Annotated in this window: 13 protein-coding genes; 10 read left to right on the forward strand and 3 right to left on the reverse strand. The window is 52.6% G+C overall.

The genetic code is table 11. From position 1 onward, the window contains the following. The first annotated feature begins 4 nt into the window (after positions 1–4). The 9 genes from murC to mutT all read left to right on the forward strand — a co-directional run bounded on the left by murC (position 5) and on the right by mutT (position 10,721). Positions 5–1,480, forward strand: a complete 1,476-nt coding sequence (gene murC, locus V6E55_RS04180) for a UDP-N-acetylmuramate--L-alanine ligase (protein ID WP_114979092.1) — start codon at positions 5–7, stop codon at positions 1,478–1,480. Continuing rightward, positions 1,473–2,393: a D-alanine--D-alanine ligase gene (locus V6E55_RS04185; RefSeq protein WP_316942237.1), complete on the forward strand. Its 921-nt coding sequence runs from the start codon at positions 1,473–1,475 to the stop codon at positions 2,391–2,393. The genes murC and V6E55_RS04185 overlap by 8 nt, the downstream gene beginning before the upstream one ends. Before the next feature lies 1 nt (position 2,394). Next, a complete protein-coding gene (ftsQ, locus tag V6E55_RS04190) occupies positions 2,395–3,237 on the forward strand; it encodes a cell division protein FtsQ (RefSeq protein WP_008501979.1) in 843 nt (280 codons plus the stop codon). Further along, positions 3,234–4,490, forward strand: coding sequence for a cell division protein FtsA (ftsA, locus tag V6E55_RS04195; RefSeq protein ID WP_006173845.1), 1,257 nt, complete (start codon positions 3,234–3,236; stop codon positions 4,488–4,490). The genes ftsQ and ftsA overlap by 4 nt, the downstream gene beginning before the upstream one ends. 63 nt (positions 4,491–4,553) lie before the next feature. After that, a complete protein-coding gene (gene ftsZ / locus V6E55_RS04200) occupies positions 4,554–5,705 on the forward strand; it encodes a cell division protein FtsZ (RefSeq protein ID WP_008501978.1) in 1,152 nt (383 codons plus the stop codon). A 101-nt stretch (positions 5,706–5,806) separates the two neighbouring features. Further along, positions 5,807–6,724 carry a UDP-3-O-acyl-N-acetylglucosamine deacetylase gene (gene lpxC, locus V6E55_RS04205; protein WP_008501977.1) on the forward strand — a complete coding sequence of 306 codons (918 nt, stop codon included), beginning with the start codon at positions 5,807–5,809 and terminating at the stop codon, positions 6,722–6,724. 279 nt (positions 6,725–7,003) lie between these two features. Continuing rightward, the gene (gene secM, locus V6E55_RS04210; protein ID WP_165383608.1) at positions 7,004–7,507 is read left to right on the forward strand and encodes a secA translation cis-regulator SecM; all 504 of its coding nucleotides are present in this window, start codon (positions 7,004–7,006) and stop codon (positions 7,505–7,507) included. A 58-nt stretch (positions 7,508–7,565) separates the two neighbouring features. Then, positions 7,566–10,271, forward strand: a complete 2,706-nt coding sequence (secA, locus tag V6E55_RS04215; RefSeq protein WP_236920429.1) for a preprotein translocase subunit SecA — start codon at positions 7,566–7,568, stop codon at positions 10,269–10,271. 57 nt (positions 10,272–10,328) lie between these two features. Next, positions 10,329–10,721 carry an 8-oxo-dGTP diphosphatase MutT gene (gene mutT, locus V6E55_RS04220; RefSeq protein ID WP_028016690.1) on the forward strand — a complete coding sequence of 131 codons (393 nt, stop codon included), beginning with the start codon at positions 10,329–10,331 and terminating at the stop codon, positions 10,719–10,721. 34 nt (positions 10,722–10,755) lie between these two features. Here mutT and yacG read toward each other — a convergent pair whose 3' ends face one another. Genes yacG through coaE form a run of 3 tightly spaced genes read right to left on the reverse strand, consistent with a single transcriptional unit; the run spans position 10,756 to position 12,323 of the window. Further along, complete coding sequence (yacG, locus tag V6E55_RS04225) at positions 10,756–10,950, reverse strand: DNA gyrase inhibitor YacG (protein WP_003856332.1); 195 nt, start codon at positions 10,948–10,950, stop codon at positions 10,756–10,758. Positions 10,951–10,959: 9 nt separating this feature from the next. After that, complete coding sequence (zapD, locus tag V6E55_RS04230) at positions 10,960–11,703, reverse strand: cell division protein ZapD (RefSeq protein WP_316942238.1); 744 nt, start codon at positions 11,701–11,703, stop codon at positions 10,960–10,962. Beyond that, complete coding sequence (gene coaE, locus V6E55_RS04235) at positions 11,703–12,323, reverse strand: dephospho-CoA kinase (RefSeq protein WP_129996684.1); 621 nt, start codon at positions 12,321–12,323, stop codon at positions 11,703–11,705. The genes zapD and coaE overlap by 1 nt, the downstream gene beginning before the upstream one ends. Before the next feature lie 228 nt (positions 12,324–12,551). Here coaE and V6E55_RS04240 point away from each other — a divergent pair, with 228 nt between their 5' ends. Beyond that, the gene (locus tag V6E55_RS04240) at positions 12,552–13,595 is read left to right on the forward strand and encodes a GMP reductase (protein ID WP_129996683.1); all 1,044 of its coding nucleotides are present in this window, start codon (positions 12,552–12,554) and stop codon (positions 13,593–13,595) included. The last annotated feature ends 24 nt before the right edge of the window (positions 13,596–13,619 follow it).

Consider the following 13,619-nt stretch of genomic DNA (forward strand, 5'->3'; position numbering starts at 1 on the left):
GAGAATGAATACACAACAACTGGCAAAACTGCGTTCAATCGTGCCCGAGATGCGTCGCGTCCGGCACATTCACTTTGTTGGCATCGGTGGTGCTGGCATGGGTGGTATTGCCGAAGTGTTAGCTAACGAAGGTTATCAGATCAGCGGGTCTGACCTCGCGCCAAACCCTGTTACGCAGCAACTGGCGTCGCTTGGGGCGACTATCTATTTCAACCATCGCCCGGAAAACGTGCGCGATGCGAGCGTGGTGGTGGTATCGAGCGCCATCTCCTCTGACAACCCGGAAATTGTTGCCGCGCATGAAGCGCGCATTCCGGTGATCCGCCGTGCAGAAATGCTGGCGGAACTGATGCGTTTCCGCCACGGTATCGCGATTGCCGGTACCCACGGTAAAACCACGACCACGGCGATGGTCTCCAGTATTTATGCGGAAGCGGGTCTCGACCCAACCTTCGTCAATGGCGGTCTGGTCAAAGCCGCAGGCGTACATGCGCGTCTGGGACACAGTCGTTATTTGATTGCGGAAGCAGATGAGAGCGACGCGTCGTTCCTGCACCTGCAGCCGATGGTGGCGATTGTCACTAACATCGAAGCTGACCATATGGATACCTACCAGGGTGACTTCGAGAACTTAAAACAGACTTTCATCAACTTCCTGCATAACCTGCCGTTCTATGGACGCGCGGTGATGTGCGTAGACGATCCGGTGATCCGCGAGCTGCTGCCGCGTGTCGGGCGTCAAATCACCACTTATGGTTTCAGCGAAGATGCTGATGTCCGTGTGGAAGATTACAAACAGATTGGTGCGCAGGGGCATTTCACCCTCGCGCGTCAGGACAAAGAACTGCTGCACGTGACCCTGAATGCGCCAGGACGTCATAACGCCCTGAATGCGGCAGCGGCAGTTGCTGTTGCAACGGAAGAGGGCATTGATGACGATGCGATCCTGCGGGCGCTGGAGAGCTTCCAGGGTACTGGCCGTCGTTTCGACTTCCTCGGTGAATTCCCGCTGGACGCCGTGAACGGTAAATCCGGCACCGCGATGCTGGTGGACGACTACGGTCATCATCCAACTGAAGTGGACGCGACCATCAAAGCTGCGCGCGCTGGCTGGCCTGACAAGAATCTGGTCATGATCTTCCAGCCGCACCGCTTCACACGTACCCGCGATCTGTATGATGACTTCGCCAGCGTGCTGTCACAGGTAGATACGCTGCTCATGCTGGATGTTTACTCTGCAGGTGAAACCGCGATTCCAGGTGCAGACAGCCGTTCATTATGCCGCACCATTCGTGGCCGCGGTAAAGTTGACCCTATTCTGGTTTCTGACCCGGTGCAGGTAGCAGAAATTCTGGCTCCGGTACTGACAGGTAACGATTTGATTCTGATTCAGGGTGCGGGAAATATCGGCAAAATCGCCCGTACCTTAGCCGAAATCAAACTGAAGCCGCAAACCCAGGAGGATGAGCATCATGGCTGATAAGATTGCTGTCCTGTCTGGTGGTACCTCCGCAGAGCGTGAGGTTTCCCTGAATTCCGGCGCGGCTGTACTGGCGGGCCTGCGTGAAGGTGGTGTCAATGCCCATCCGGTCGATCCGAAAGAGACGGATGTAACACAACTGAAAGCGATGGGCTTCGATAAGGTCTTTATCGCGCTGCACGGTCGTGGTGGCGAAGATGGCACCCTGCAGGGGCTGCTGGATTTAATCGGTATGCCGTACACCGGCAGTGGCGTGATGGCTTCCGCGATTTCTATGGATAAACTGCGCAGCAAACTGCTGTGGCAGGGCGCTGGCTTGCCTGTCGCGCCATGGGTTGCACTGACGAGCCGTGAATTTGAATTGGGCCTGAAGGACAGCGTTAATTCACGCATTGTGGCGCTGGGCTTACCGGTTATTGTTAAGCCGAGCCGGGAAGGTTCAAGTGTAGGGATGTCTAAAGTTGATAAAGCTGAAGATTTATCAGCCGCTTTAGAACTGGCATTTCAACATGATGAAGAAGTTCTGATTGAAAAATGGCTCAGCGGACCGGAATTTACCGTTGCGATGCTTGGCGAAGAAATTTTACCGTCAATTCGTATCCAACCCGCTGGAGTCTTCTATGATTATGAGGCGAAGTATCTCTCTGATGAGACGCAATATTTCTGCCCAAGTGGTCTTGAAGCAGAACGTGAAGCCGATTTACAGTCCCTGGTGCTTAAAGCCTGGAATGTTCTTGGATGCCGCGGCTGGGGACGCATTGATGTCATGCTCGACAGTGATGGCCAATTTTACTTGCTGGAAGCCAATACTTCGCCAGGCATGACCAGCCACAGCCTTGTGCCGATGGCTGCACGTCAGGCGGGAATGAGTTTCTCGCAGTTAGTCGTACGTATTCTGGACCAGGCGGGCTGATATGTCTCAGGCTGCATTGAACACACGCAACCGCGATGACGAAGAAGAATACACTTCTTCACGCCGGAGTAATGGAACGCGTCTTGCAGGGATTATTTTCCTGCTCGGGGTGCTGTGCACCGTGTTTATCAGCGGCTGGATGGTCCTGGGCTGGATGGAAGACGCACAACGGTTACCGCTTTCTAAGCTGGTGGTAACGGGTGAACGTCACTACACGCGAAACGATGATATTCGCCAGTCAATTCTGGCGCTGGGATCGCCTGGCACCTTTATGACTCAGGACGTCAATATTATCCAGAGCCAGATTGAACGTCTGCCGTGGATAAAACAGGCGAGTGTAAGAAAGCAATGGCCTGATGAATTGAAGATTCATCTGGTTGAATATGTGCCCATTGCGCGTTGGAATGATCAGCACATGGTTGACGTAGACGGAAATTCCTTCAGCGTTCCGACCGATCGTGTCAACAAGCAAAATTTACCGATGTTGTATGGCCCTGAAGGCAGCGAAAATGAAGTGTTACAGGGTTTTCGCGAAATGGGGCAGGTGCTGGCGAAAGACAGGTTTACGTTAAAAGATGCTGCCATGACGGCACGCCGCTCCTGGCAGTTGACGTTAACGAACGGCATTAAGCTTAACCTGGGTCGCGGCGACACCATGAAGCGTCTGGCGCGTTTTGTAGAACTTTACCCGGTTTTACAGCAGCAGGCACAGACTGACGGCAAACGGATAAGCTACGTTGATTTGCGCTATGACTCAGGCGCAGCAGTCGGTTGGGTACCGGCTCCGGTCGAGGAACCTAATCAGCAACAGAATCAGGCACAGGTACAGGCAGAACAACAATGATCAAGGCGACGGACAGAAAACTGGTAGTTGGACTGGAGATTGGCACTGCGAAAGTTGCCGCTTTAGTAGGGGAAGTTCTGCCCGACGGTATGGTCAATATCATTGGCGTGGGCAGTTGCCCGTCCCGTGGTATGGATAAAGGTGGGGTAAACGATCTTGAATCGGTGGTGAAATGCGTACAGCGCGCCATCGATCAGGCTGAATTAATGGCAGATTGCCAGATTTCTTCTGTCTATCTGGCCCTTTCTGGTAAGCATATTAGCTGCCAGAACGAAATCGGTATGGTGCCGATTTCTGAAGAAGAAGTAACACAGGAAGACGTTGAAAACGTTGTGCATACGGCGAAATCCGTGCGTGTCCGCGATGAGCATCGCGTGCTGCATGTGATCCCGCAGGAATATGCCATCGACTACCAGGAAGGGATCAAGAATCCGGTAGGCCTTTCTGGCGTGCGTATGCAGGCAAAAGTGCACCTGATCACATGTCACAACGATATGGCGAAGAACATTGTAAAAGCTGTTGAACGTTGTGGCCTGAAAGTTGACCAACTTATTTTCGCCGGTCTGGCGGCAAGTTATTCCGTGCTGACCGAAGATGAACGTGAACTGGGCGTCTGTGTGGTCGATATTGGTGGTGGTACAATGGACATGGCCGTATATACCGGCGGTGCTCTGCGCCACACCAAAGTGATCCCTTACGCAGGGAATGTTGTGACCAGCGATATTGCTTACGCATTTGGTACGCCACCGAGCGATGCAGAAGCGATTAAAGTGCGCCATGGTTGTGCGCTGGGATCTATCGTTGGGAAAGATGAGAGCGTTGAAGTGCCAAGCGTAGGTGGTCGTCCACCGCGCAGTCTGCAACGCCAGACGCTGGCAGAGGTGATTGAGCCGCGCTATACCGAGCTGCTCAATCTTGTCAACGAAGAGATTTTACAGTTACAGGAACAGCTTCGTCAGCAGGGTGTTAAACATCATCTCGCGGCGGGGATTGTATTAACCGGCGGTGCAGCGCAAATTGAAGGTCTTGCGGCCTGTGCTCAGCGCGTGTTCCATACGCAGGTGCGTATTGGTGCGCCACTGAATATCACCGGTTTAACGGATTATGCTCAGGAGCCGTATTATTCAACGGCTGTGGGCCTGCTCCACTACGGGAAGGAATCTCATCTCAGTGGTGAAGCAGAAGTGGAAAAACGCGTCTCAGTGGGGTCGTGGGTCAAACGACTGAACAACTGGTTGCGAAAAGAGTTTTAATTTTTTTAAGAGACCGGAGAGAATTAGCGGTCTCGGGCGACAGGCACAACGGAGAGAGAAATTATGTTTGAACCTATGGAACTGACCAACGACGCGGTGATTAAAGTCATCGGCGTCGGTGGTGGCGGCGGTAACGCCGTAGAGCATATGGTGCGTGAACGCATTGAAGGTGTTGAATTCTTCGCAGTTAACACCGATGCCCAGGCACTGCGTAAAACGGCTGTTGGCCAGACAATCCAGATCGGTGGTGGTATCACCAAAGGGCTGGGCGCTGGGGCTAACCCGGAAGTCGGTCGCAATGCGGCTGAAGAAGATCGTGAAGCCCTGCGTGCTGCACTGGAAGGTGCGGACATGGTCTTCATCGCAGCAGGCATGGGTGGCGGTACCGGTACTGGTGCAGCACCTGTTGTGGCTGAAGTCGCTAAAGATTTAGGTATCCTGACCGTTGCTGTCGTTACCAAGCCTTTCAATTTTGAAGGCAAGAAGCGTATGGCCTTCGCGGAGCAGGGTATCACCGAGCTGTCCAAACATGTGGACTCTCTGATCACCATCCCGAACGACAAGCTGTTGAAAGTTCTGGGTCGCGGTATCTCCCTGCTGGACGCCTTTGGCGCAGCAAACGACGTGCTGAAAGGCGCGGTTCAGGGTATCGCCGAACTGATTACCCGTCCTGGCCTGATGAACGTTGACTTTGCAGACGTTCGCACCGTGATGTCCGAAATGGGCTACGCAATGATGGGCTCTGGCGTGGCGAGCGGTGAAGACCGTGCAGAAGAAGCGGCTGAAATGGCTATCTCTTCTCCACTGCTGGAAGATATCGATCTGTCTGGTGCGCGCGGCGTGCTGGTCAACATTACCGCTGGCTTTGACCTGCGTCTGGATGAGTTCGAAACCGTGGGTAACACCATCCGTGCGTTCGCCTCTGATAACGCGACCGTGGTAATCGGTACATCCCTTGACCCGGAAATGAACGACGAACTGCGCGTGACTGTGGTTGCTACCGGTATTGGTATGGACAAGCGTCCTGAAATCACGCTGGTGACTAACAAACAGACTCAGCAACCGGTAATGGACCGTTACCAGCAGCACGGTATGTCTCCTTTGACTCAGGAGCAGAAGCCGGCCGCGAAAGTGGTTAATGACCCAACACCGCAAACTGCGAAAGAGCCAGATTATCTGGATATCCCGGCGTTCCTGCGTAAGCAAGCTGACTAAGAATTGGCTGGAATTTGGGGATTTGCGCTCTTTGTGCTAAACTGGCCCACCGTTAGTGATATACACTCTCGGTTGGATAGTTAATTTGGCGAGATTATACGATGATCAAACAAAGGACACTTAAACGTATCGTTCAGGCGACTGGCGTCGGTTTACATACCGGCAAAAAAGTCACACTGACGTTGCGCCCTGCGCCGGCCAATACCGGGGTCATCTATCGTCGCACCGACTTGAATCCACCGGTAGATTTTCCGGCCGATGCCAAATCTGTGCGTGATACTATGCTCTGTACTTGTCTGGTGAACGAGCATGACGTGCGGATTTCTACCGTAGAGCACCTGAACGCCGCCCTGGCGGGTCTGGGTATCGATAACATTATTGTTGAAGTCGATGCGCCAGAAATCCCGATTATGGATGGTAGTGCTGCTCCGTTCGTTTATCTGTTGCTGGATGCTGGCATCGAAGAACTGAACTGCGCGAAGAAATTTGTTCGCATCAAAGAGACCGTTCGTGTTGAAGATGGCGACAAGTGGGCTGAATTCAAACCGTACAATGGTTTCTCGTTGGACTTTACCATCGACTTTAACCATCCGGCGATTGATTCCAGCACCCAACGCTATGCGATGAACTTCTCTGCTGATGCATTTATGCGCCAGATCAGCCGTGCCCGTACATTTGGCTTCATGCGTGATATCGAATATCTGCAGTCCCGCGGCCTGTGCCTGGGCGGCAGCTTCGATTGTGCCATCGTTGTTGACGATTATCGCGTACTGAACGAAGACGGCCTGCGTTTCGAAGATGAATTCGTTCGTCATAAAATGCTGGACGCTATCGGCGACCTGTTCATGTGTGGTCACAACATCATTGGTGCATTTACCGCGTTCAAATCCGGTCATGCACTGAACAACAAACTGTTGCAGGCCGTCCTGGCAAAACAGGAAGCCTGGGAATATGTGACCTTCGAAGACGAAGCAGAGCTGCCTCTGGCGTTCAAAGCACCAAGCATGGTTCTGGCGTAACGGTTCAAGCCGTTTCGTAAAAAATCGACTGGTTAACCTGGTACTCTCTCCGACCAGGGAGACCAGTCGTTTTTATTTATACCTATCTTCATTTTTGCCCTCAGTCCCCCAATCCGTTGCCATACGTTGAAAATCTGTGCGTTAGCTGCATTCTTGACCGTTTTTCCCCGCAGTAGTACGTCATTCCTGCTGCTGTGTATTGGCTTTAGTGGTAATATCTGGGCGCTTAAAAGAATAACTGACTTCAGCCTGTAAAGGCTGACTTATGTGGTGGAGCAAGTGAGCGGAATACTGACGCGCTGGCGACAATTTGGCAGACGTTACTTCTGGCCGCATCTCTTATTAGGGATGGTCGCGGCGAGTCTCGGCTTGCCTGCGCTCAGTAACAGTGCTGAAGCGGCAACACCGCCGAAAACCTCCACAACCAAACACGATCTCAATACGCGGGTTAACTTTACTAACCTCGCGTGGCTTGAAGCCAGTCGCCGCCCTAATTTCTCAGTTGATTACTGGCACCAGCACGCCATTCGCACGGTTATCCGCCATTTGTCATTTGCGATGGCCCCGCAGGCAATGCCTGTTGCTGAAACGGCACGGCCGGAGCAGGCTCAGCATCTTGCCCTGCTTGACACACTCAATGCGCTGCTCACCCAGGATAGCCAGCCACCGGTCATGGTTCGTCAGACGGCGCAATTCGCGTTCGTTTCTCCTGCCTCATTCTCTGTTTCAACATGGATTAGCCAGGTTCACGGCATTCGCGCCGGGCCTCAACGCCTCAGTTAAATTAACTTTTTCAATACCTTAATTTATCTGCCCACGACAGGGCGTTTGAGAATTTATTATGCTAATCAAATTATTAACAAAAGTTTTTGGTAGTCGTAACGATCGTACCCTGCGCCGTATGCGCAAAGCTGTCGCTATCATCAATGGCATGGAACCGGCGATGGAGAAGCTCTCTGATGACGAGCTGAAAGCCAAAACGGCGGAATTCCGTGCTCGTCTGGAAAAAGGTGAAACCTTAGAAAGCCTGATCCCGGAAGCTTTCGCCGTGGTCCGTGAAGCGAGTAAGCGTGTGTTCGGCATGCGTCACTTCGATGTTCAGCTGCTGGGTGGTATGGTGCTCAACGAACGTTGCATCGCGGAAATGCGTACCGGTGAAGGTAAAACCCTGACCGCAACGCTGCCGGCATACCTGAACGCACTGACCGGTAAAGGCGTTCACGTCGTAACCGTCAACGACTATCTGGCACAGCGTGACGCCGAAAACAACCGTCCACTGTTTGAATTCCTCGGTATGACTGTCGGCATCAACATGTCTGGTCTGCCTGCGCCAGCCAAGCGTGAAGCGTATAACGCGGATATTACCTACGGCACCAACAACGAATACGGCTTCGACTACCTGCGCGACAACATGGCGTTCAGCCCGGAAGAGCGCGTACAGCGTAAGCTGCACTATGCGCTGGTGGATGAGGTGGACTCCATCCTGATCGATGAAGCGCGTACTCCGCTGATTATCTCCGGCCCGGCTGAAGACAGCTCTGAGATGTACCGTAAAGTCGACAAAATCATTCCACACCTGCTGCGTCAGGAGAAAGAAGACTCCGATACCTTCCAGGGTGAAGGCCACTTCTCCGTTGATGAAAAAGCGCGCCAGGTGAACCTGACCGAGCGTGGTCTGGTGAAAATTGAAGAGCTGCTGGTCGCTGAAGGCATCATGGAAGAGGGCGAGTCTCTGTACTCTCCGAGCAACATCATGCTGATGCACCACGTGACCGCCGCCCTGCGTGCCCACGCGCTGTTCACCCGCGATGTCGACTACATCGTAAAAGACGGCGAAGTGATCATCGTCGATGAACACACCGGCCGTACCATGCAGGGCCGCCGCTGGTCTGATGGTCTGCACCAGGCTGTGGAAGCCAAAGAAGGTGTGGATATTCAGAATGAAAACCAGACGCTGGCCTCTATCACCTTCCAGAACTACTTCCGTCTGTACGAGAAGCTGGCGGGCATGACCGGTACTGCCGATACCGAAGCGTTTGAATTCAGCTCTATCTATAAGCTGGATACCGTAGTCGTTCCAACCAACCGTCCAATGATCCGTAAGGATATGCCGGACCTGGTGTACATGACCGAAGCGGAAAAAATTCAGGCGATCATCGAAGATATTCGCGATCGTACTGCGAATGGTCAGCCGGTTCTGGTAGGGACCATTTCTATCGAGAAATCCGAAGTGGTTTCTCACGAGCTGACTAAAGCGGGTATCAAACACAACGTTCTGAACGCCAAATTCCACGCCAAAGAAGCTGATATCGTTGCGCAGGCAGGTTATCCGGCTGCAGTGACCATCGCCACCAACATGGCGGGTCGTGGTACTGATATTATGCTGGGCGGTAGCTGGCAGGCTGAAGTGGCAGAGCTGGAAAACCCAACGCCTGAACAGATTGCGCAGATCAAAGCTGACTGGCAGGTACGTCATGACGCCGTTCTGGCGTCCGGTGGTCTGCACATTATTGGTACCGAGCGTCACGAATCTCGTCGTATTGATAACCAGTTGCGTGGTCGTGCGGGTCGTCAGGGTGATGCCGGTTCTTCCCGTTTCTACTTGTCTATGGAAGATGCGCTGATGCGTATTTTCGCCTCTGACCGTGTTTCCGGCATGATGCGTAAGCTTGGCATGAAGCCAGGCGAAGCCATTGAGCACCCGTGGGTCACTAAAGCGATTGCTAACGCACAGCGTAAAGTGGAAAGCCGCAACTTCGATATTCGTAAGCAACTGCTGGAATATGATGATGTCGCTAACGATCAGCGTCGTGCAATCTACACCCAGCGTAACGAACTGCTGGACGTGTCTGACGTGAGCGAAACCATTAACAGCATTCGCGAAGACGTATTCAAAGCGACTATCGACGCGCATATCCCACCGCAGTCTCTGGAAGAGATGTGGGATATCGAAGGTCTCCAGGAACGTCTGAAAAACGACTTTGACCTCGAGCTGCCAATCAAAGAGTGGCTGGACAAAGAACCTGAGCTGCATGAAGAAACCCTGCGCGAACGTATCTTCGAAACCGCGCTGGATGTGTACAAGCGTAAGGAAGAAGTCGTTGGCGCTGAGATGATGCGTCACTTCGAAAAAGGTGTGATGCTGCAGACCCTGGACTCACTGTGGAAAGAGCACCTGGCGGCGATGGACTACCTGCGTCAGGGTATCCACCTGCGTGGCTATGCGCAGAAAGATCCGAAGCAGGAATACAAGCGTGAATCCTTCTCGATGTTTGCGTCGATGCTGGAGTCACTGAAATATGAAGTGATCAGCACCCTGAGCAAGGTTCAGGTGCGCTTGCCGGAAGAAGTGGAAGCGATGGAGCAGCAGCGTCGCGAAGAAGCTGAGCGTCTGGCACAGATGCAACAACTGAGCCACCAGACTGACGACAGCGAAGCCGCAGCGGCGATCGCGGCGCAGACAGGTGATCGTAAAGTGGGTCGCAACGATCCATGCCCATGTGGTTCCGGTAAAAAATACAAGGCGTGCCACGGCCGTCTGAACTAAGTTCATACAAAAGCAAAAAGGCGCAGACATCTGCGCCTTTTTTATGGAAGTGACACTATGAAAATACTGCAAATTGCCGTCGGGATTATTCGCAACCCGCAAAACCAAATCTTCATTACCCAGCGCGCGGCTGACGCCCATATGGCGAACAAATGGGAGTTCCCGGGTGGGAAAATTGAATCAGGTGAAACGCCGGAAGAGGCGCTGGTTCGCGAGCTGCAGGAAGAGGTGGGGATTACTCCACTTGGTGCAACGCTGTTTGATAAGCTCGAATATCAGTTTCCGGACAGGCACATCACGCTGTGGTTCTGGCTGGTAGAAAGCTGGGAAGGGGAACCCTGGGGGAAAGAGGGACAACCGGGTAATTGGGTTGAACTTCAGGTAAGTGATGCCGAAAAATTCCCACCGGCTAATGAGCCTGTGATCCGCCGATTAGTGGCAAACAGGTAGGCCTGCTAAGCGAAGCGCCAGCAGGCTTTATACGTTACTGCTGGTTCTCGCTCCAGTCATCGCTATCCGAGAGATCGCCTTCACTCGGAATGCGTTTCTCCTCCGCTGCCCATTCTCCCAGATCAATCAACTGACAGCGTTTACAGCAGAATGGGCGGAACGGACTCACTTCGCCCCAGACAACGGTTTTGCCACAGGTTGGGCAGTTTACGGTGGTTACGTCAGACATCAGTACTCCTCAACAACAGGCCAGTTCAAAATCGAGACGTTCTGGCACGGTACCATTTTCACTGTCCAGCGGCATAAAGCGAATGGCAAAACGACTTTTATGTCCGGAAATTTGTGGGTAAAGCTGTTCGCCAAGCGATAAATTCAGGCGCAGAAGATCGGCATCATCACCGTTATCCTGATAGAAACCGTTCAGGCTGGTTTGCTTACGGAATGGGGCTGAGTTACGGATCAGATCGAGGATAAGCGACAGCGTCTGGTGCATCGGTTCCAGACTTGCCAGCCAGCTGTTCACCTGTGCGTCACGTTGAGCTTGCGGCATATGCAGCCACATATGCAGCGTCGGGAGATCGAAACTACAGCAACCTCCTGGGATGCTCAGACGCTGGCGTACCAGGCCAATCAGGCGGTCTTCACGCAAAAATTGTCCAACACGTGGCGCAGCCATCAGAATGGTACTGCTGGCTTTCAACTGCTGGCGGAGATCGTCGATACGGCTTTGATCAACACCGGGGACCTCAGTCCAGGCCTGCAATTTACGCTGCTGACGCTCCAGCTCTTTGAGCAATTCTGTGCGGACATCCCCGCGTTCAATCACATCCAGTAGATCGCCCACGTTACGGAAGAAGTGTAACGCTGTGGCATGATCGTTGACAGGTAGATGTTGTGAAAGCTGTTGAATGAGAAATTCGATGCGTAACCAGGTACGCATTTTTTCGTTGAGCGGATGCTCAAAAAGGATGTGAGTCGACATTATGGTTTTTCCTGTGCAACGGTCTGCGCGGCAAACGTCAGATACTGCGCGTGCAGACGGGCAACATCCGATGCGATGGCATCTGGTGCGCCGTTATTATCAATAACATCATCCGCAACGGCAAGGCGCTGAGCGCGAGTGGCCTGAGCGGCAAGAATTTGTTCAGCATGTTCACGCGAGACGTGGTCGCGCATCATGGTGCGCTGGATTTGCGTTTCGGGATAAACATCAATAACCAGCACCCGGTCGGCTTTTTTCTGCAACTGATTTTCCACCAGTAACGGAACCACCCACAATACATAGGGTGAGCTGGCTGCGGCAATCTGACGCTGGGTTTCCTGGTGGATAATGGGGTGGAGCAAGGCATTAAGCCAGATCTTTTCTGCAGAATCAGAAAAAATGCATTCACGAAGCTGGCGGCGATTGAGCGTACCATCCGCATTGATGATTGTCTGACCAAAATGTTCTTTGATGGCCTTTAATGCGGGTGTATTAGGTTCTACCACCTGACGGGCAATGATATCGGCATCAATAATCGTGATACCCAGACGAGAAAAAGCGTCCGCAACGGTACTTTTGCCACTACCGATGCCGCCGGTTAATGCGACGATATACCCCATTAAATCAAATCCTGGGAATTATTCATTATTAAAATCAGTTGATTAAAATTCCTGCGTGCGCCAACAACTGTTTAGCCCTCTTTACCTGCTTTTTACCAGGTAAATTTATAGGATTGTAGCGTAAAAAAAGAGAATTTCGCAGTCTTGCGGAGCAGGTATTAGTGCGTATGATAGCGTCACTGGAGTTGTGCTTTTAATATATTTGCCTCTAACCCCAGGAATCCGCACATGCGTATTGAAGAAGATCTGAAGTTAGGTTTCAAAGACGTTCTTATCCGCCCTAAACGCTCTACACTGAAAAGTCGCTCAGACGTTGAACTCGAACGTCAATTCACCTTTAAACATTCCGGTCAGACCTGGTCTGGTGTGCCAATTATTGCTGCCAACATGGACACAGTGGGCACATTCGAAATGGCAACGGCGCTGGCAAAATTTGATGTTCTCACCGCTGTGCATAAGCATTACAGCCCTGAAGAGTGGAATGCATTTGTTGCGTCATCCTCTGATGATGTCGTTAAGCATGTCATGGTTTCTACCGGCACATCCGATGCGGATTTTGAGAAGACCAAACAGATCCTGAACGCGAATCCAGCACTAAACTTCGTCTGTATTGATGTGGCCAACGGTTATTCCGAGCACTTCGTGCAGTTTGTCAGCAAGGCTCGCGAAACCTGGCCGACCAAAACCATCATCGCTGGTAACGTGGTGACTGGCGAAATGTGTGAAGAACTGATCCTTTCCGGTGCCGATATTGTGAAAGTGGGCATTGGCCCGGGGTCCGTATGCACCACGCGCGTCAAAACCGGTGTCGGTTATCCGCAACTTTCCGCTGTGATTGAGTGCGCTGATGCTGCCCATGGACTGGGCGGTCAGATCATCAGCGACGGTGGTTGCACCATGCCGGGTGATGTTGCGAAGGCCTTTGGCGGCGGCGCAGACTTTGTGATGCTCGGCGGTATGCTGGCAGGCCACGAAGAGAGTGGTGGCACCGTGGTTGAAGAGAATGGCGAGAAATTCATGCTGTTCTACGGGATGAGCTCTGAATCTGCGATGACCCGTCATGTCGGTGGTGTGGCAAAATACCGCGCGGCTGAAGGTAAAACCGTGAAGCTGCCACTGCGTGGCCCGGTCGAAAACACTGCGCGCGATATCCTTGGCGGTTTACGCTCAGCCTGCACCTATGTTGGGGCATCTCGTCTGAAAGAGCTGACGAAACGTACTACGTTTATCCGCGTTCAGGAGCAGGAAAACCGCGTATTCAATAGCCTGTAATAGCTTCAGCTGGCGCATGCCTGT

Origin of the sequence: Enterobacter sp. 342 (genome assembly GCF_036663495.1) — a bacterium.
GTDB lineage: Bacteria > Pseudomonadota > Gammaproteobacteria > Enterobacterales > Enterobacteriaceae > Enterobacter.